This window comes from Dermacoccus sp. Tok2021 (assembly GCF_019895135.1).
In the GTDB taxonomy this organism is placed as follows: Bacteria; Actinomycetota; Actinomycetes; order Actinomycetales; family Dermatophilaceae; genus Dermacoccus; species Dermacoccus abyssi.
On the sequence record NZ_JAGTHU010000035.1, the window covers coordinates 1 to 18,539 of the forward strand.

17 protein-coding genes are annotated in these 18,539 nt (G+C 68.4%); 11 read left to right on the top strand and 6 right to left on the bottom strand.

Annotated elements, in window-relative coordinates; genetic code table 11:
• Positions 1–196: 196 nt before the first annotated feature.
• Positions 197–1,870 (bottom strand): formate--tetrahydrofolate ligase, encoded by a 1,674-nt coding sequence (locus tag K9D12_RS14125; RefSeq protein WP_223060544.1) that lies wholly within the window; start codon positions 1,868–1,870, stop codon positions 197–199.
• A gap of 81 nt (positions 1,871–1,951) precedes the next feature.
• Positions 1,952–2,524, bottom strand: coding sequence for an NUDIX hydrolase (locus K9D12_RS14130; RefSeq protein WP_223060545.1), 573 nt, complete (start codon positions 2,522–2,524; stop codon positions 1,952–1,954).
• 98 nt (positions 2,525–2,622) lie between these two features.
• Here K9D12_RS14130 and K9D12_RS14135 point away from each other — a divergent pair, with 98 nt between their 5' ends.
• Positions 2,623–4,668, top strand: a complete 2,046-nt coding sequence (locus tag K9D12_RS14135) for an NAD(+) synthase (protein ID WP_187037027.1) — start codon at positions 2,623–2,625, stop codon at positions 4,666–4,668.
• Between the two features lie 96 nt (positions 4,669–4,764).
• Here the strand turns inward: K9D12_RS14135 and K9D12_RS14140 are convergent, their stop codons facing one another.
• A complete protein-coding gene (locus K9D12_RS14140; RefSeq protein WP_223060546.1) occupies positions 4,765–5,610 on the bottom strand; it encodes a siderophore-interacting protein in 846 nt (281 codons plus the stop codon).
• A 153-nt stretch (positions 5,611–5,763) separates the two neighbouring features.
• Here K9D12_RS14140 and K9D12_RS14145 point away from each other — a divergent pair, with 153 nt between their 5' ends.
• From K9D12_RS14145 to K9D12_RS14170, 6 genes are all read left to right on the top strand, one after another.
• Positions 5,764–6,804 (top strand): iron-siderophore ABC transporter substrate-binding protein, encoded by a 1,041-nt coding sequence (locus K9D12_RS14145; protein ID WP_129666600.1) that lies wholly within the window; start codon positions 5,764–5,766, stop codon positions 6,802–6,804.
• Positions 6,805–6,886: 82 nt separating this feature from the next.
• Positions 6,887–7,891, top strand: a complete 1,005-nt coding sequence (locus K9D12_RS14150) for an iron ABC transporter permease (protein ID WP_225911331.1) — start codon at positions 6,887–6,889, stop codon at positions 7,889–7,891.
• Positions 7,888–8,964, top strand: a complete 1,077-nt coding sequence (locus tag K9D12_RS14155; protein ID WP_231579527.1) for an iron chelate uptake ABC transporter family permease subunit — start codon at positions 7,888–7,890, stop codon at positions 8,962–8,964. Before K9D12_RS14150 ends, K9D12_RS14155 begins: the two co-directional genes overlap by 4 nt.
• The gene (locus tag K9D12_RS14160) at positions 8,961–9,749 is read left to right on the top strand and encodes an ABC transporter ATP-binding protein (protein WP_052946890.1); all 789 of its coding nucleotides are present in this window, start codon (positions 8,961–8,963) and stop codon (positions 9,747–9,749) included. Before K9D12_RS14155 ends, K9D12_RS14160 begins: the two co-directional genes overlap by 4 nt.
• Before the next feature lie 40 nt (positions 9,750–9,789).
• Positions 9,790–10,575: a hypothetical protein gene (locus tag K9D12_RS14165; RefSeq protein ID WP_156170193.1), complete on the top strand. Its 786-nt coding sequence runs from the start codon at positions 9,790–9,792 to the stop codon at positions 10,573–10,575.
• Entirely contained in the window at positions 10,565–10,948 is a 384-nt protein-coding gene (locus K9D12_RS14170) for a metallopeptidase family protein (RefSeq protein WP_231579528.1), read from the top strand. The genes K9D12_RS14165 and K9D12_RS14170 overlap by 11 nt, the downstream gene beginning before the upstream one ends.
• A gap of 6 nt (positions 10,949–10,954) precedes the next feature.
• On the opposite strand, the gene K9D12_RS14175 is transcribed toward K9D12_RS14170, so the two are convergent.
• A complete protein-coding gene (locus K9D12_RS14175; protein WP_052946891.1) occupies positions 10,955–11,620 on the bottom strand; it encodes a 4'-phosphopantetheinyl transferase superfamily protein in 666 nt (221 codons plus the stop codon).
• Between the two features lie 110 nt (positions 11,621–11,730).
• Here K9D12_RS14175 and K9D12_RS14180 point away from each other — a divergent pair, with 110 nt between their 5' ends.
• Together K9D12_RS14180 and K9D12_RS14185 are read left to right on the top strand one after the other, a co-directional pair.
• A complete protein-coding gene (locus K9D12_RS14180; RefSeq protein WP_225911335.1) occupies positions 11,731–15,072 on the top strand; it encodes a DEAD/DEAH box helicase in 3,342 nt (1,113 codons plus the stop codon).
• 51 nt (positions 15,073–15,123) lie between these two features.
• The gene (locus K9D12_RS14185; RefSeq protein ID WP_047311019.1) at positions 15,124–15,867 is read left to right on the top strand and encodes a trans-aconitate 2-methyltransferase; all 744 of its coding nucleotides are present in this window, start codon (positions 15,124–15,126) and stop codon (positions 15,865–15,867) included.
• Between the two features lie 3 nt (positions 15,868–15,870).
• On the opposite strand, the gene K9D12_RS14190 is transcribed toward K9D12_RS14185, so the two are convergent.
• Entirely contained in the window at positions 15,871–16,221 is a 351-nt protein-coding gene (locus tag K9D12_RS14190; RefSeq protein WP_129666588.1) for a DUF2200 domain-containing protein, read from the bottom strand.
• A gap of 59 nt (positions 16,222–16,280) precedes the next feature.
• On the opposite strand from K9D12_RS14190, the gene K9D12_RS14195 reads away from it, so the two are divergent.
• Both K9D12_RS14195 and K9D12_RS14200 read left to right on the top strand, forming a co-directional pair.
• Positions 16,281–17,162, top strand: a complete 882-nt coding sequence (locus K9D12_RS14195) for an SDR family NAD(P)-dependent oxidoreductase (RefSeq protein WP_205744926.1) — start codon at positions 16,281–16,283, stop codon at positions 17,160–17,162.
• Positions 17,163–17,347: 185 nt separating this feature from the next.
• Positions 17,348–18,013, top strand: coding sequence for a response regulator transcription factor (locus tag K9D12_RS14200; protein ID WP_129666641.1), 666 nt, complete (start codon positions 17,348–17,350; stop codon positions 18,011–18,013).
• A 289-nt stretch (positions 18,014–18,302) separates the two neighbouring features.
• Here the strand turns inward: K9D12_RS14200 and K9D12_RS14205 are convergent.
• A partial coding sequence (locus tag K9D12_RS14205) for a hypothetical protein (RefSeq protein WP_223060549.1) occupies positions 18,303–18,539 on the bottom strand: 237 nt, incomplete at its 5' end.

Below are 18,539 nucleotides of genomic sequence, written 5' to 3' on the forward strand. Positions count from 1 at the left end.
CCCCCGCCCCCCCCCCCCCCCCCCCCCCCCGCCCCCCCCCCCCCCCCCCCCCCCCCCCCCCCCCCCGCCCCCCCCCCCCCCCGCCCGGGCCCCCGCCGGCGGCGCCCCCCCCCCCCCCCCCCCCCCCGGCCCCCCCCCCCGCCCCGCGGCCCCCCCCCCCCCCCGGGCGGATCTTTCCCTCGGTGCGCGTCGCCCGTCAGAACAAGCCGGTGACGGCTCCGTCGGAGTCCACGTCGATGGCGAGTGCGGCCGGCTTCTTCGGCAGGCCCGGCATCGTCATGAGCGAGCCGCAGACGAAGACGACGAAGCCCGCACCGGCGGCCAGGCGCACCTCGCGCACCTCGACGACGTGGCCCGACGGGGCGCCGCGTTCGGCGTCGTCGGTCGTGAACGACTTCTGCGTCTTCGCGATGCACACGGGAAGGTGGCCGTAACCCTCGTCCTCGAACTGGGCGATCTGCTTGGCGACGGCCGAGGGGATCTCGAGTCGCTCCGCGCCGTAGATGCGCTGCGCGACCGTCTCTGCCTTCGCCGCGAGCCCGAGGTCGTCGCCGTAGGTGAACGACAGCTCGGGCTTCTGGCCGGACGTGATCTCGACGAGGGCCTTCGCGAGCCCCACCGCGCCCTTGCCGCCGTCGGCGAAGTGGGTGCAGATCTCCACCTTCACGCCGAGCCCCTCGACGTGTTTCGTGAAGGCCTCGATCTCGGCGTCGGTGTCACTCGGGAAGCGGTTGACGCCCACGACGACGGGCAGGTTCCACACGTCGCGGATGTTCGCGAGGTGGCGCTCGATGTTGCTCATGCCGGCGAGCATCGCCTCGACGTTCTCCGTCGTGAGGTCGGCGACGGCCACGCCGCCGTGGTACTTCATCGAGCGCACCGTCGCGACGAGGACGACGGCGTCCGGGCGCAGGCCGGTGAAGCGGCACTTGAGGTCGATGAACTTCTCCGCGCCGAGGTCGGCGCCGAAGCCGGCCTCCGTCACGGTCCAATCGGCGTGAGCGAGGGCGGTCTGCGTCGCCGTCACCGAGTTGCAGCCGTGCGCGATGTTGGCGAACGGGCCGCCGTGGACGAGGGCGGGGTTGCCCTCGAGCGTCTGGACGAGGTTGGGCGCCAACGCGTCGGCGAGAAGAGCCGCCATGGCGCCGTGGACGCCGAGGTCGCTCGCGGTCACGGGTGCCTTCTCGTAGGTTCGCGCGACAACGATGCGACCGAGGCGCTCCTTGAGGTCGTCGATCGACGCGGCAAGGCAGAAGATGGCCATGACCTCGCTCGCGACGACGATGTCGAAGCCGGATTCTCGCGGCACGCCGTTCGTCGGGCCCCCGAGGCCGATGACGATGTCGCGCAGCGCGCGGTCGTTCATGTCGAGCACGCGTTTGAAGGTGATGCGGCGCGGGTCGATGCCGAGCGCGTTGCCCTGCTGCAGGTGGTTGTCGAGCACCGCTGCGAGCAGGTTGTGTGCGGCGGCGATGGCCGCGAAGTCACCGGTGAAGTGAAGGTTGATGTCCGTCATCGGGTTGAGCTGGGCGCGCCCTCCGCCGGCGGCCCCGCCCTTCATCCCGAAGACGGGCCCCATGCTCGGCTCACGCAGCGCGGCTGCGGCGGACTCGCCGATCTGCGCGAGCCCGTCGACGAGGCCCACCGTGGTCGTCGTCTTGCCCTCGCCGGCCGGCGTCGGGCTCGTCGCGGTGACCAGCACGAGCTTGCTGCCCTCACGCCGGTCGCGCCCCTGAACGTACGGCAGCGAGACCTTGGCCTTGTGCGGGCCGTAGCGGAAGATCTCGGACTCGGGAATGCCGATCTTCGCCGCGATGTCCTCGATGGGTTGCATGGGGTAGGCGGCTGCGATCTCGACGTCGCTGGGCATGCAATCCTCGTGGTTCAGGGGACGATGACGTTCGCGGGTGTGAGCGTCGCCGCTGACGCTACCTTTTGCGCAACTGCTGTTTCACACTCGGCCGAGAGCGAGCGCGACGAACATGAGAGCGGCGACGCTCTCACCGTCGGTGACCTCACCGTCCGCGACGAGGCGCATGAGGCCTTCCCACGGCACGGCACGCACGGCGGAGATCCCTTCGGCCTTCTGCTCACGGGCTGCCCTCTCGGCGTCCTCGACACTGGCCGGGGCCTGCAAGCCCGTGGCGAGAAAGACGTGCTCGGGGGCGTCGCACACTCCGTTGAGTGCGTTCATGCGCCCGATTTCGCGCCACTCGCGGGCCGTGTAGCCGGTCTCCTCGACGAGCTCACGCTGCGCTGCGAGCAGCAGGTTCTCACCGTCGCTGCCGCCGGCCGGTACCTCGAGTGACATCGCCTGGGTGGGGTAGCGGTAGAGCGAGACCATGAGGACTTCGTCCTCGTCCGTCATCGCGACGACGAAAACGGCCGGATTGCGCATGGTGACGACGCCGTACACGCCTTCTCCGCCGTCGGGGCGCACGACGGCGTCCTCCCGGACGCTGATCCACGGGTTGGTGTACTTCGGGGTGCTCGAGCGCGTGGTCCAACAGCCGGAGTGCGTCATGACTAGACCGTAGCCAACGGCCCCCGCCGTGGCGTCACCGCGGGGCGCCGGCACCTGCTTTACAGGCGTCCGCAGTGGGTTCTGACATGCTGGGAACCATGAACTTCCGTTCCCTGTACGCGCACGGATTCGCCCGCGTCGCGGCGGTCACTCACCCCATTGCGCTCGCCGACCCGATGACGAACGCCGAGCGCGTTCTCGAGTCGATGCGTGAGCTGCACGACGAGGGTGTGGCGGCCGCGGTCTACCCCGAACTCAACCTCTGCGGTTACAGCGTCGAGGACCTCGTCATGCAGGACGTGCTGCTCGACGACGTGCTGCGCGCGATCGCCGCCGTCGTCGACGGTTCGCGCGGGCTCACGCCCGTCGCCGTCATCGGCGCGCCGATTCGTAAGGGCCAGCGCCTCTACAACTGCGCAGTCGTCGTCAAGGAGGGTGAGGTTCTCGGCGTCGTGCCGAAGAGCTACCTGCCCAACTACCGCGAGTTCTACGAGAAGCGCTGGTACGCGTTCGGCGAGGATCAGCGCGGTGAGCACGTCGACCTCGGCGAGGAACTCGGGGAGGTGCCCTTCGGCCCCGACCTCGTCTTCCGGGCGCTCGACCTGCCGGACCTCGCGATCCACGTCGAGATCTGCGAGGACGTGTGGGTGCCCATCCCGCCCTCGTCCGAGGCGGCCCTCGCGGGCGCGAGCGTCCTCATGAACCTCTCCGGTTCACCCATCACGGTCGGCAAGTCGGCGCAGCGCAGCCTCGTCGTCCAGAGCCAGTCGTTCCGCACCCTCGCGGCCTACGTGTACGCCGCGAGCGGTGAGGGTGAATCGACCACCGACCTCGCCTGGGACGGCCAGACGATGATCTACGACCAGGGCACCCTGCTCGCCGAGACTCAGCGCTTCCCCGAGGGCCCGCGCTCCAGCGTCGCGGACATCGACCTCGGCGCCATCCGCCAGGCGCGTCAGCGCTACGGCAGCTATGACGACAACCGTCTGAGCTTCGGCCCGGCGCGACCGCTGCGCGAGGTCCCGTTCGAGCTCGGTGTGCCGGACGCCGACCTCGGTCTCAAGCGCGAGATCGAGCGCTTCCCGTTCGTGCCCGCCGACGAAGCCCGCCTCGCCCAGGACTGCTACGAAGCGTACGAGATCCAGGTCAGCGCACTCGAGCAGCGCATGCGCTCGATCGGCCAGCCGAAGATCGTCATCGGTGTCTCGGGTGGTCTCGACTCGACGCACGCGCTCATCGTCGCGGCCAAGGCGATGGACCGCCTCGGACGCCCGCGCACCGACATCCTGGCGTACACGATGCCGGGCTTCGCGACGAGCGACCACACGAAGTCGAACGCGTACAAGCTCGGCGAGACGCTCGGCGTCACGTTCGAGGAGGTCGACATCCGCCCCATGGCCACGCAAATGTTGAAGGACCTCGGCCACCCGTTCGGGCGCGGTGAGGAGGTCTACGACGTCACGTTCGAGAACGTCCAGGCCGGTCTGCGCACCGACTTCCTCTTCCGTATCGCCAACAGCAAGGGCGGCATCGTCCTCGGCACGGGTGACCTGTCGGAGCTCGCACTCGGCTGGTGCACCTACGGCGTCGGTGACCAGATGTCGCACTACGGCGTCAACGCCGGCGTCCCGAAGACGCTCATGCAGCACCTCGTGCGCTGGGTGGCTTCGAGCGACCAGTTCGACGAGCGCGTCGGCGAGACGCTGTTGTCGATCCTCGACACCGAGATCACGCCCGAGCTCGTGCCGACGAAGGAGGGCGAGACGCCGCAGTCGACCGAGGCGAACATCGGCCCGTACAACCTGCAGGACTTCACGCTCTACCACGTGCTCTCGCAGGGCTTCCGCCCGAGCAAGATCGCGTTCCTCGCCATGCACGCCTGGGACGATGTCGACGACGGCCGTTGGCCGGCCGGTTTCCCGGAGGACAAGCGCCCGGTCTACTCCCTCGAGGAGATCCGTCACTGGCTCGAGGTGTTCTACAAGCGCTTCTTCAGCCAGCAGTTCAAGCGCTCGGCGCTGCCGAACGGACCGAAGGTGAGCGCCGGCGGTGCATTGTCTCCCCGCGGCGACTGGCGCATGCCGTCCGATGCCTCGGGCAAGGCCTGGCTCGACGAACTGGAGCGCAACGTCCCGAAGGCCTGAACGCTGGCCTCACGGGCCGGACGTGAAGACGAACTGCCCACGCTCCCGAGGGGGCGTGGGCAGTTCGTGTCGCTTCGTGGGCGGGCCGGCCGCGCGTCAGCCGGCGAGCGCTTGGTCGGCTTCCTGCGGCGGCAACCAGTAGCCGAGCGTCTTGATGCAGTCGCGACGAAGGCCTGCCGCGCGCAGCTTCTTCGTCAGGGCGCGGGTCGTGACGGTGTCGCAGGCGCCCCACGCGAACAGCCGCGTGCAGGTGGCCTCGGGGGCGTGCAGGTTCGTGCGTTCGCCGGGCGCCCCGTCTGCAGCGACGAACGCGGCGATCTCCGCATCGACGGCGTCGAGCAGGCCCTGACCGTTGTCGGTGCGACGCACCCAGCGCAGCGAATCCTGTGCACGTAGGCGAACAGGCAGCGCACGGTCCTCGGGGTGCACCCACTCGAGGACAACAGTGGTCGGCGCGGCGCTCACGGCGTCGAGGAGCGAGTTGATCGCCGGCAGGGAGGCGGTGTCTCCGACGAGGAGGTGACGGTCGACGTCGTCGCAATCGGGCAGGGACGGTTCCGACCCGTAGAGGCTGGCCTCGATCTCGTCGCCGGGGACGGTCTGCTGCGCCCAGCGGGCGGCAGCGCCGTCGTGGATGGCGAACTCGAGCCAGAAGGTGCCGGTCTCGACGTCGGGGTCGACGAGCGTGTAGGCGCGCTGGTGGCCGGCGCCGGTTCCCGTGGGATCGGTGAACCACAGGCGCACCCACATCGTGGGGTACGGGGCATGAGTGCGCAGGAATCCGTTGCCTGCGCAGCGCACGCGCTGGTAGGTGTCGCTGACGCGCTCGGTTTCGAGGACGGTGAAGACGAAGTCCTGCGCGCGCAGGTCGGCCAGGATCCGGCCGGCCTCACCGCGATCGACTGGGCGCAACGCGCGAGCGCGTGCGGTGGTCGGGGTCATCATCGACGCCTTCCGTCTCGACTGCGGGTGCGGGCGTTGCATCGAGCAACACATGTGAGGTTAGCATTGCCTAACTCACGTTGCCAGGCATTGCGTCACGTCGACGTGACGTAACTGCTCATCTGCTGTTGTCCCTTCATCGAAAGGTCCCCCGTGATCAACCGCCGTGGTTTCCTCGCCCTCGCCACCGCAGGCACTGCCGCCACCGCACTGGCCGCCTGTGGCACCGGCTCGTCGTCCGACGAGTCGTCGGAGAGCAAGAGCTCGGGTGGGGGCGCCGGGTCTGGCTTCCCCGTCGAGGTCAAGCACGCGTTCGGTACGACGAAGATCGAGAAGGCCCCGACGAAGGTCGTCGTCGTCGGGTGGGGTGACGCCGACGTCGTCGCCGCCCTCGGCCTCGCGCCGGTCGCGGCACCCGAGGTGACGTGGGGCGCCAACGCGAACAAGTCCACCGACTGGCTCGACGCTCAGCTCAAGAAGATCGGGGGCAAGGCTCCGGCGCGCTTTAGCGACAAGGACGGTACGCCCGTCGACAAGATCGCGACGTACCAGCCCGACCTCATCCTCGGAACGAACTCGGGTCTGACGAAGGAGCAGTACGACAAGCTCTCGAAGATCGCCCCCACGGTCGCGTACCCGAAGGTCGCCTGGGGCACGTCCTGGCAGGAGTCGACGACCATGATCGCGACCGCTCTGGGCAAGAAGGCCGAGGGCGAGAAGCTCATGGCCGAGACCAAGAAGAAGATCAGCGACGCCGTCGCCAAGTACCCCGAGCTCAAGGGCAAGACGGCCTCGTGGGTCTACTTCACGCCGACGAACCTCAACACGGTGGGTGTCTACACCCCGAGCGACAACCGCCCGCGCACCCTCGCCGAGTTCGGCCTGCCCGATGGTGACGGAATCGCCAAGCAGACGAAGAGCAGCAAGTCGTTCTTCGTCGACCTCTCTGCCGAGAAGGCCGCGCAGATCGACTCGGACATCGTCGTGTTCGACGAACTGCAGGGCGCCGAGCCGAGCAAGATCAAGAGCAACGCCCTGCTGGGCAAGATCCCGGCGATCAAGAACGACACGTTCGTCTCGATCAAGGAGCAGAAGCCGTCCGCGGCGATGTCCGGCCCGAGCGTGCTGTCGATCCCGGTCGCTCTCGAGACGTTCCTGCCGCAGCTCGCCGCCGCGGCCAAGAAGGTCAAGTAAGTACCTCGAATGACGGCTGCGCGCGTTCCGCATCGCGGTGCGCGCGCAGCCGCATTCGATGTGATCACTAGCCTCGATGCCGATGTCATCCACCACGTCACGCCCTGACGCGCAGGCACCGAGCCGATCGCGGCTCGTCGCCGGTGGCCTCGTGCTGCCCGCGCTCCTCGCGGTCGCCGTCGTCGTGTCCCTGCTCGTCGGGGCCACGGCGCTCACCTCGGGTGACCTCGGCGCGCTCCTGTCTGCACGCGGCGACCGTACGGTCGTCGGCATCCTCATCGGGGCGGCTGTCGCGATGTCGGGTGCCGCGATGCAGGGCATCACGCGCAACCCTCTCGCCGACCCGGGCATTCTCGGCATCAACGCGGGGGCATCACTGCTCGTCGTCGCGGGCATCACGTGGTTCGGCATCAACTCGCTTCTCGGCTACATCGGTTTCGCGCTCGTCGGCGCCGCGCTCGCCGCGGTGGCCGTGACGGCGCTCGCGACGGCGGCCTCACGCGGGTTCGGCGGATCGGGCAACAGCCCGCTGTCGATGGCGCTTGCCGGCATGGTGTTCACCGCCGGCGCGACCTCCGTCGGGTCGGCACTGCTCATCGCCGACGGCAAGTCGCTCGACGTCTACCGCTTCTGGCAGGTCGGCTCGGTCGCCGGTCGCGAGATCGGCGACATCGTTCCGGTGCTGCCGCTGCTCGCGCTCGGCTTCGGCGTTCTGCTCGTCGCGGGACGGCGCCTCGACATCCTCGCCATGGGCGATTCCGTGGCGCGCGGCCTCGGCGAGAAGCCCGAGAAGCTGCGCTTCGTCATCGGCGGTGCTGCAGTGGCACTCGCGGCAGGGGCCGTGGCCGTCGCGGGGCCGATCGGTTTCGTCGGGCTCGTCGCGCCCCACCTCCTGCGTCCCCTCATCGGGACGTCGTACCGCGTGCTTCTCCCCGCGTCAGCCTTCGTCGGGGCCAGCCTCGTTCTGCTCGCCGACACGCTCGGCCGCGTCGTCTCCCCGCCCGGCGAAGTGCAGGTCGGCATCATGACGGCCGTCCTCGGCTGCCCGGCCCTGCTGTGGGTCGTCGCGAGGATGCGATCGCTGTGAACGAGACGACATCGACTTCTCCCTCCGCGACGCAGATGTCCCCGACGACTCTCGAGCGGTCGCGCGTCGACACCGATCCGCGCAAACGGCGCCGCCTCGTCGCCCTCGGCGCACTGATCGTCGCGACTCTGGCGATCTTCCTCGTCCGGGTTCTCCTCGGCGACTTCACCTTCACCATCACCGATGCCGTGCGCATCGTCCTCGGTGAGCAGATCGACGTGAGCGGCGCGAACTACGTCCTCATGGAGTCGAAGCTGCCGCGGGCCGTGGCAGCCCTCGTCGGTGGGGCGCTCTTCGGCGCGGCAGGTGCGGCGATGCAGTCGCTCGTGCGTAACCCACTCGCGAGCCCTGACGTCCTCGGCATCTCGCTCGGCTCGAGTACAGCGGCCGTGTTCTGTGTGACGTTGCTCGGATGGTCCGGTTGGCCGATCCTCTTCGTCGCCGTGCTGGGCGGCTTCGCCGTCTCCGGCGTCATCCTGGCTCTCGCCAAGGGGCAGACGGCGCGCATGATCCTCGTCGGTATCGCGATGGCTGCGGGTCTGCAGTCGGTGATCCAGTGGATCCTGCTCAAGTCCAACGCCTTCCAGGCGCAGGACGCGATGGTGTGGCTCGCCGGTTCGGTCTCGGACGTCACGTGGCCCGAGATCGCACGGCTCGCGGGTATCGGGCTTCCGATGCTCGTCGTGCTCGCCCTCCTGGCTCATCGCCTGCGCGTGCTCGAACTCGGTCGACCGCTCGCCGTCGGCCTCGGCGTTCCCGACGGCGCCACACGAGCCTTCGTCTTCGTCGGCGTCGTGCTCGGCATCGCCGTCGCGACGAGCGTCTGTGGCCCGGTCGCCTTCGTCGCCCTGCTCGCCGGCCCGATCGCCCGTCGTCTCATGGGGCGCACGAGCATCGTCGCTGCGGCTCTCGTCGGAGCGAGCATCACGATTGCCGGCGACTACGTCGGCGCCTACCTCATCCCCGGCGGCGGCAAGCTGCCCGTCGGCGTCATCACCGGACTCGCCGGCGCGCCCGTGCTCGCCTGGCTCCTCGTCGCATCGCAGCGAGGACGATCGAAAGGAACGCCATGACCCGGCTTCGCACCGAAGAACTCGTGCTGCGCTACGGGTCGGGGCGCAACGCCGGCCCGGATGTCGTCCGTGACGTTTCGCTCGACGTGCCGGACGGGAAGGTCACCGTCCTCATCGGTGCCAACGGCTGCGGCAAGTCGACGCTGTTCGCGGGCCTCACCCGACTCATGACGCCGGCGTCCGGGCGGGTGCTGCTCGACGACGCCGACGTCGCGTCCGAGCCGACGCGTGACGTCGCGAAGAAGGTGGCGCTCCTGCCCCAGAATCCCCTGGCTCCCGAGGGGATGAGTGTCGCCGAACTGGTGCGCCAGGGACGCACCCCGCACCTCGGGTTGCTCGGGCGCGGCGGCCCCGAGGACGACGAGGTGGTCGCCGAGGCGATGCGCGTCACCGGCGTGGACGACCTCGCCGAGCGACCGGTCGAGGAGCTCTCCGGCGGTCAGCGTCAGCGGGTGTGGCTCGCGCTCGCACTCGCTCAGGACACGGACATCCTGCTGCTCGACGAGCCGACGAGCTTCCTCGACATCGGTCACGCGGTGGAGTTGCTCGACGTCGTGCGGCGCCGCAACGCCGAGCGTGGCACGACCGTCGTCATGGTGCTGCACGACCTGTTCCTCGCGGCGCGTTACGCCGATCGTCTCGTCGCGATGTCCGAGGGGAAGATCGTCGCGCAGGGCGCGGCGGCGGAGGTTCTCACCGCCGAGCTGGCGAAGCGTCTGTACGGCATCGAGTGTGTGGTTCTCGAGGATCCCTCCACGGGTCGTCCTGTCGTCCTGCCGCGCTAGTGTGAGCCTCACAGTCGGCAGTGTTCGGGAGGGGTTCGTCATGAAGTCGCTCAGGGTGGTCACGGCAGGGCTCGCGCTCACCACGGTGCTCGCCGGGTGCGGCACGTTCGGTGCGGAGGGCACCTCGACGAGCAGTTCCTCGTCGCAGAGCTCCAGTTCGACGAGCGAGAGTTCGCCGTCGGAGTCGTCGTCGAGCGAATCGTCCGCGACGGAGTCGTACACCTCGTCCGAATCGTCCTCGTCGAGCTCGTCCCCGACTTCCTCCTCGAGTGCCTCGTCGAGCGATGCGGGCAACGCCGCTCTGCCGGCCGGCACAAAGCTCGTCACGGCTCCTGACGCCGGGATGAGCTTCGGCGTGCCGTCGGGCTGGCAGAAGGTCGAGGCGTCGCTTCTCGACAACCCGCGCTCGAAGAACAACATCGAACCGCTCGCGAAGAAGTCCGGGCTCACGCCCGAGCAGATGGTCAAGCAGTTCGAGACCCAGGCCGACATCGTCGTCATCGATCTGTCCGGCACGTCGAACTTCGCCGACAACGCGAACGTCACGAAGGTCGCCATCCCCGTGAAGCCCACGAAGGGCCAACTCGACTCGTCGTTCGACCAGATCGGCGGAAAGCCCGTCTCCTTCAGGGAGATCGAGACGCCGCTCGGACAGGGTGTGCAGTACGAGTACAGCCTGCCGGTAGCCGAGACCACCGTCCGCGGCGTGGCGCTCTACGTGCCGGACGGCAAGGGCTCGTACCGCAACATCACTGTCAGCTCCGGCACGGCCGAGCGGGCACAGAAGCTGGCCAAGGACATCGTCAGCAGCCTGCGTGAGTCCTGACCCTGTGTGGTTGTCGCGCCAGGAGTTCGAGGACGCCGTCGGTGACGCGCTCGACGCGGTGCCGACGCAGTTCCTCGACCGCCTCGACAACGTCGTTTTCCAGGTCGAGGACGAGCCCACGCCCGAGCAGCTCGCCGACGTCGACGGTGGGGAGCTGCTCGGTCTGTACGTGGGCGTCGCGTTGCCTGACCGCGGAGATGGCTATGGATGGGGCAGCTTGCCCGATCGCATCTACCTGTTCTCCGGTCCGATTCAGCGACTCTCGAGGACGCGGGAGGAAGTCGTCGAGCAGATCCGCGTCACGTTACTGCACGAAATCGGCCACTACTTCGGCATCGACGACCACCGCTTGCACGAACTCGGGTGGGGCTGAGCCGGCTCAATCGCTGAGAGCCCATGCCCCGACGACGTCGGGGCGATCGGTCTCCCACATCGCCACCGTCCACCCGGGGATCGGGCGGGCACGCACGTCGCTGACGTCGTCGCGGTCCAGCGGCACCGTGATGCCCTCGCCCGTTCCCTTCAGGAGCGCCTCCTTGCGCGTCCAGATCTCGGTGAAGACGCTGCACGCCGCCCGCGAGGACGTCTCGAGCGCTGCGGTGACGGCAGCCCGCTCGCGCAAGTGCAGCTGCGTCGCCACGTCGCGGACCACGTCGAGCTCGGCCACCTCCTCGAGGTCGAACCCGACGGGACGTTCGGCGAGGGCGAGCGCGACGACGGGACGCGGGCCACGCACGCTGGTCACCGAGAAATGCAGATCGGCTGCACGCGGATAGGGCCGTCCGTGCGGGCCGCCGCACTGCACACACGGACGGTGGTCGATGACGATCTCGGCCGGAGACCCGCCGAGACGCGCAGCCAGTTCGGTGCGCAGCAGGGCCCGGCGGGCGACGAACATGCGGTGGGTCTCGCCGTCGCGCAGCGTGTTCGCGTGGTGAAGCTCGTCGGGGGAGAGACACGCACGTTCCGCGTCGAGGTCGTCGGTCGGGGCAGGCGTGCGCAGGATGATCGTCGGGGGCGTGATGGGCTGACGCTCGCGGCTCACAAGCTCATCGTAGGCGGGTTGCGAGGTGGGTACCTCGGTCCCGGTCCGCACCTCGCACGGGCGGAGCTCCGGCGTTGTCGGTGGGCTGCGTTAACCTCGCGCACGTGACGATGAAGTTCGAGCCGGACGAGGCCACGTGGGTGCTGTCGAGCACCGATGTCGGTCTGGCGGCTGTCGTCGGGGAGGGTGCGTTCAGCCGGGGCCTCGACTATGCCATCGGCGGCAAGGTCGTCGCGCTGGCCACGGCGGACCGTGGGCGGGTGCTCATGGGTACCGTCACCGGCAACGGGCTCGCCCCGTACCAGTGCCTCGTCACGCACAAGGGCGAGGCGGCCAACGGTGAGCCGCTGTGGGTTTCGCGGTGCACGTGCCCTGTCGCCACCGAGTGCAAGCACGCCGTCGCCGCCATCATCGCGGCGCGCCGTGCGATTACCGACGGCGTGAGCAAGGGTTCGGTCTCGCGCACCCCCGCACGTTCGAGCGCCCAGTCCAACGTCGTGCCCCTCTTCGGCGGCAGCGGCGTGGCCACCGCGTCCTGGCGGGCACGGTTGTCGGAATCCCTCGGACCCTCGGAGCCCGAGCGGGTGGAGAAGCGGGTCGAGAGTCCCACGAGCAGTTCGTGGCGCGCCCAGCTCGGTCTGCAGTTCGAGGCCAAGGCTCGGCCCACGTCGATGTCGGACTCGACGCCAGTGCAGCGCCTCGAGCTCAAGCCGACGAAGCTCATGCGCACCGGGCGCTGGTCGCGCACGGCGACGTGGGTCGACGTGCGCAGTAGCGCGGGTATCTCCGAGGCCGAAGAGCATCAGCAGGAAGTGCTCAAGCGCTTCGTCGCGGCGCACAAGCCCCAGGTCGGCAGCGGTCAGACGGTCTACCTCGACGAACTCGGCCCGGGCGTCTGGCCGGGGCTTCGCGAGGTGGCCGACGCCGGCATCACGCTCATGCTCGCGGCCACGCCCGGTGAGGGCGTCACGCTCGCCGAGCCCGCGGAGGTCACGCTCGGCATCCACCGCAGCGAGGCCGGGCTCGTCCTGACGGCCGACGTCGTCGGCGTCGACCTCGAACCCGAGTTCGGTACGGCCATCCTCATCGGCGAGCCGGCTCACGGCGTCGCCGTGCTCGACCGCGGCAGCCTGCGGCTCGTACCGTTCCACGAGACGCCGCACTCGGTGCTCCAACCGCTCCTGCTGGGCGACGTCATCGAGATTCCCGAGGACGAGATCCCCGAGTTCGAGAGCGAGTTCCTGCCCCGCCTGCGTCGTCACACAAGCATCAGTGACGTCACGAACACCCTGAGCGATCCGGTCGAACCGCGTCTGCTCCTCGTCGTCACGCCGAAGACGGTGGGCAAGGTCGAGGTCGAGACGTTCTTCACCTACGGCGACAAGCGAGTCACGTCAACGCCGGTGGGTCGTGGGCGTCAGTTCTCGAGCGAGAGCGCCGTCATCGCCCGCGCCGCCGTCCTCCTCGGGCGTCTGCGCCTCACACGTTCGGTGCCCGGCTTCGATCTGTGGGTCAAGCCGAAGGCCGAGCTCCTCGGCATGGAGGCGGTCAAGCTCGCCGACGCCGTTCCCGAACTCAAGGCCGTCGACGGTGTCGACGTCGTCATGGCGGGTGAGCTGCCCGTCTACGAGGAGGCCGAGGACGATCCCATCATCGAGGTGGGCGTCAACGAGGCCGGCAACAAGCCGGACTGGCTCGACCTGCAGATCAAAATCAGCGTCGACGGCCAGGAGGTGCCCTACCCCAACCTCATCGAGGCGCTGCACCGCGGCGACGAGACGATGATGCTGCCGTCGGGCACGTACTTCCGGCTCGACTCGCCCCAGCTTCGTGACATCTCACGCGTTCTCGAGGAAGCCCAGGAGCTCACCGACAAGACCTCGGAGAAGCTGCAGATCAGCCGCTACGACATCGGCCTGTGGGATCAGCTCGTGGGTCTCGGGGTTGTCGAGCAGCAGCGCACGGCATGGCAGGAGGCCGTCGAGGGCCTGACGAAGCAGGGCTGGAACCCGCGGGCGATCGAGACGCCGGTGGCGTTCGATGCCACGTTGCGGCCCTACCAGCTCGAGGGCTACGCCTGGCTCGCCAATCTGTGGGACGCGCGTCTCGGCGGGGTCTTGGCCGACGACATGGGCCTCGGTAAGACCATCCAGACGCTGGCGATGCTCGAACGGGCCCGCGCGGCAGGGGAACTCGACGACGCTCCGGCCCTCGTCATCGCGCCCACCTCGGTGCTCGGCGTGTGGGCACGCGAGGCGGCGCAGTTCACGCCGAAGCTGCGTGTCAGTGTCCTCAACGCCACGTCGAAGAAGCGCGGCACGGAGGTGGCCCAGGAGATCCGCGAGGAGCGTGCCCATGTCGTCGTGACGAGCTATGCGGTGGCTCGCCTCGATGCCGACAACTTCCATGCCTGCTCGTGGCGCGCCCTCGTGCTCGACGAAGCCCAGATGGTCAAGAACCACACGTCGCAGACGTTCCAGGCCATCAAGAAGATCGGGGCGCCGTTCGGCCTGGCCATCTCGGGCACGCCGCTCGAGAACTCCGTCATGGATGTCTGGTCGCTGTTCAACCTCGTCGCGCCGGGTCTCTTTCCCCGCCCGGAGGACTTCATCCGGCGCTACCGCAAGCCGATCGAGCAGGGCGAGGGGCACGTCGTCACCGACGCCCTGTCGGCGCTGCGCCGCCGCATCGGCCCGCTCATGTTGCGTCGGCGCAAGCAGGACGTGGCCCCCGACCTTCCCGAGAAGCAGATCCAGCGGGTCGATGTCGCGCTGTCGCCTCAGCACGAGCGCGTCTACAAGCGGCACCTTCGCCGCGAGCAGCAGCGCGTCATGGGGTTGCTCAAGGATCCGGACGCCAACCGCGTCGAGATTCTCGCGGCGCTCACGCGCCTTCGCCGACTCGCGCTCGACCCGGCGCTCGTCGACGACGAGTTCTCTGGGCGGAGCGTCTCGCGCAAGGTCGAGGCCGTTGTCCAGCAACTCGCCGACATCGCGGGCGAGGGGCATCGTGCGCTCGTCTTCAGCCAGTTCACCGACTTCCTCACCATCGTGCGTGAGGCCGCGGCGGATGCCGGTGTTTCCACGGCCTACCTCGACGGCTCGACCCGCAACCGGCAGCAGGTCGTCGACGAGTTCAAGGACGGCGACGCCGACGCGTTCTTCATCTCGCTCAAGGCGGGCGGCACCGGGCTCACGCTCACCGAGGCCGATTACGTCATCGTCCTCGACCCGTGGTGGAACCCGGCCGCCGAGGACCAGGCCATCGATCGCGCCCACCGCATCGGGCAGACGAATCCGGTCATGGTCTACCGCTACGTCAGCGCCGGAACGATCGAGGACAAGGTCGTCGAGCTGCAGGAGAAGAAGCGCAAGCTCTTCGAGGACGTCGTCGACGCAGGGGCCGGCGGTGGTCGCCTGAGCGGCGCGGACATCGCAGCCCTTCTCGAATGAGAACGAATCAAGTATCTTGATGTCAAGATACTTCGACGGAAGGTGCAGCCGATGACCCGAGAGTGGAACGCCAAGGTCTACGACGAGCTGCCGTTGCCGCACGTTGCCTGGGGCAAGCGCACGATCGAGCGCCTGAACCTCGCCGGCACCGAGCGCGTCCTCGATGCCGGCTGCGGTACGGGCCGCGACGCCGAGGAGCTCCTGCGCCGGTTCCCCGACGTCGAGCTCGTCGGCATCGACGGGTCGTCGCAGATGGTGGAGCAGGCACGCGAGCGCTTCGCCGATCGGCCAGCCGAGCGTGCGAGCTTCCACGTGCGCGACCTCGAGCAGCCGCTCGACCTCGAAAACTCCTTCGACGCCGTGATGAGCGTGGCCTGCTTCCACTGGATCGCCGACCACGACGCGCTGTTCGCGAATCTCGCCGAGGTGATGCGTCCCGGCGCCCGCCTCGCGTCCGACTCTGGCGCCGAGGGCAACATCGCCATCGTCGAGGCGGCCATTTCCCGAGTTCGCGGCGTGCCGAACGAGCCGAAGGGCTTCGTGGGGCCGCAGGAGACGAAGGAGCGCCTGGGGCGTCACGGCTTCGACGTCGAGCGCGTCGAACTGCGTCCCAGCCCCGTGCGCATCGACGATCCGGCCACGATGGAGCGCTACCTCGCCACGATCTGTCTCGGTGGATACCTCGACGGCATGACGGATGACGAGGCCCGCGAGTTCACCCGGGCCGTGCGTGAGGCGATGAGCGAGCCCGTGCTCGACTACGTCCGCCTCGAGATCGACGCACTGCGCCGCTGACGTTCAGCCGCGAAGGATCGAGGTCATCTGCTTCCCTCGGGCGAGTTCGTCGACGAGTTTGTCGAGGTAGCGGATCCGCTGCGTGAGGGGGTCCTCGATTTCCTCCACCCGGTGCCCGCAGATGACGCCGGTGATGAGTTCCGCGTTCGTGTTGAACGCCGGGGCCTCGTCGAAGAAGCCCTGCATCGTCACCCCGTCGTAGATGACGCGGCGGATGCCCTCGTCGTCATACCCCGTGAGCCACGTGATGACCTCGTGCAGCTCGGCGACGCTGCGCCCCTTGCGCTCCACCTTCGTGACGTAGTGCGGGTAGATGCTCGCGAACGGGGTGTCGAAGATGCGGTGGCCTGCCATGGTCACGAGTATGCCGGTTTGCACAGCGACGGAGGCGATGCGCCCGTACGGTCGGGGGCATGATCGGTTTCGGACGGAAGATGCGCAACTACGCGGGCGCGTGCGCCCTCGTCACGGGCGGCGCCTCGGGGCTCGGTCTCGAACTCGTGAGGCTCCTCGCCGCTGACGGCGCGCGAGTGCTCGCCACCGACATCCACGAGAGCGTTGACCCCTCCCTCCTGCCGAACGGCGTCGACTACCTGCGCCTCGATGTCCGCAGCGACGACGACTGGGCTGCTGCCCGCACCTGGGTGCAGTCGCACTGGGGCCACCCCGACGTTCTCGTCAACAACGCCGGCATCGCCGTCGGCGGTCGCATCGAGGCCGCGGGCATGGCCGACTGGGATCGTGCGCTCGCCATCAACCTCATGGGCGTCGTGCGGGGGTGTCACACGTTCACGCCGATGATGAAGGAGCGCCGCAGCGGCCAGATCGTCAACACCGCCTCCCTGGCCGGCCTCGTTCACGCGCCGGCCATGGCCACGTACAACGCGACGAAGGCCGCCGTCGTTGCGGTGAGCGAGACGGTCTCCCACGAACTCTCGCCCTTCGGCGTCGACGTGAGCGTCATCTGCCCCTCGTTCTTCCGCACGAACCTCGCGAGTTCCCTCGAGGGCGCTGACCGGGAGATGGAGGAGAGCGCGACGAAGCTCATCGACGAGGCGCCGCGCTCGGCCGCGCAGGTCGCCGCGGCCGCCTTCGCGGGGATGAAGGCGGGCAAGCACATCATCCTCACCGAGCCCGACGGGCGCGTGGCTTACGGGGCGAAGCGCTACGCGCGTCCGCTCTACGAACTCGGCATGAAGTCGGCGGCGAAGCGCCTGGCGAAGGGCAAGTCGCCCCAGCCCGGTGCGATGCAGGTGGCCGACAGGTTGGCTCGAGCTCGCGCCGCCAAGTCCTGACCGGCCGCGGCAATCCGGGCGTTGTCTGACGCTCGTGACCACCCGCTGCACCCGACGCCTGTGGCCGCCGTTGTCAGCCGATTCGTAGGAATGCCGAATCACGTTGGCAAGCGGAACTCTTCACCAACTTCTCACCCACAGGGGTGGGTTCGCCGCGGGGGTGGAGGTCGTAGCCTCAAGGGGTGATGAACGCTAACCCGATCCGCTTGGCCGTCGTCGACGACTACGAAGTGGTGGTCAACGGCCTGGTCAAGATGCTCGAGCGGTACAAGGACCGTGTCGTCGTGGTCGAACTGGACACCACGCCCCAGGAGCCGGAGGTCGCCGAACAGTGCGACATCGTCCTGTACGACACGTTCGGCCAGGCTTACGGTGACGAGGTCACGCTGTCGCACCTCATCGGCGCCCCGAACGTTGGCGACGTCGTGGTCTACACCTGGAACTTTCAGCCGGATCTTGTGCGCCGCAGCCTGGAGGCCGGCGTGAAGGGCTACCTGTCGAAGACGCTCCCGGCCTCGGAACTCGTCGCAGCGCTGGAGCGGGTCCACGCCGGGGAGACGATCGTCTCCGCCGAAGTGGGTACGGGGCCGATCGCCGGTGAGTGGCCCGGGCGCGAAGAGGGGCTCACGCCTCGTGAGGCCGAGGTGCTCGCGCTCATCACACAGGGGCTGTCCAACAACGAGATCGCAGCCCAGACTCACCTGTCGATCAACTCGGTGAAGAGCTACATCCGCACGGGCTACCGCAAGATCGGGGTGACGAGCCGGAGTCAGGCTGTTCTGTGGGGAGTGCGCCACGGGTTCGAGCCCGACCACCGACGCATCGTTGCCGGCTCGCAGAACGGCCTGTGACCACCAGGCGCTGACGCCGAAACCGGCCCCCGACGAACGTGCGCCAGTTCACACGCCCTCGATTTGCCCGACACTCTCCGGTCGCCTAATGTTTACGGAGTCAGCCCGGAAGGGCATCGCGGCAGGAGCCGCTCACACTGACTGTTTTGGTTGGTAGATGAGTGTGCGGGTCGGGTGCTTGGGTTTGATGGATTTGTCTGGAGCCAAGTGCGCGAGATGAAGATCCTCATTGGTCACGGTTGTGGCGGTGGCGGGTTGGATTTGACGCCCAAGAGCCGGATGGATTAAGTTAGAGAAGTTGCCCCGGAAACGGGCCGCCACCACTGGGTGGGGCTTGTTGATGGTGTGTGATGGTGTTTTGAGAACTCAACAGCGTGCCGATGTGATCATCGCCAAACAACAATTTTTTGCTGGTCTTATGGCTGGTGTTGTTCTGGCTGATGTTTGATGGATGGATACAAGACACACGATCACTTTTTGTGGGTGGTGGTGTGGTGTCACCGTTTGATTTCGGCTGGGATACAGA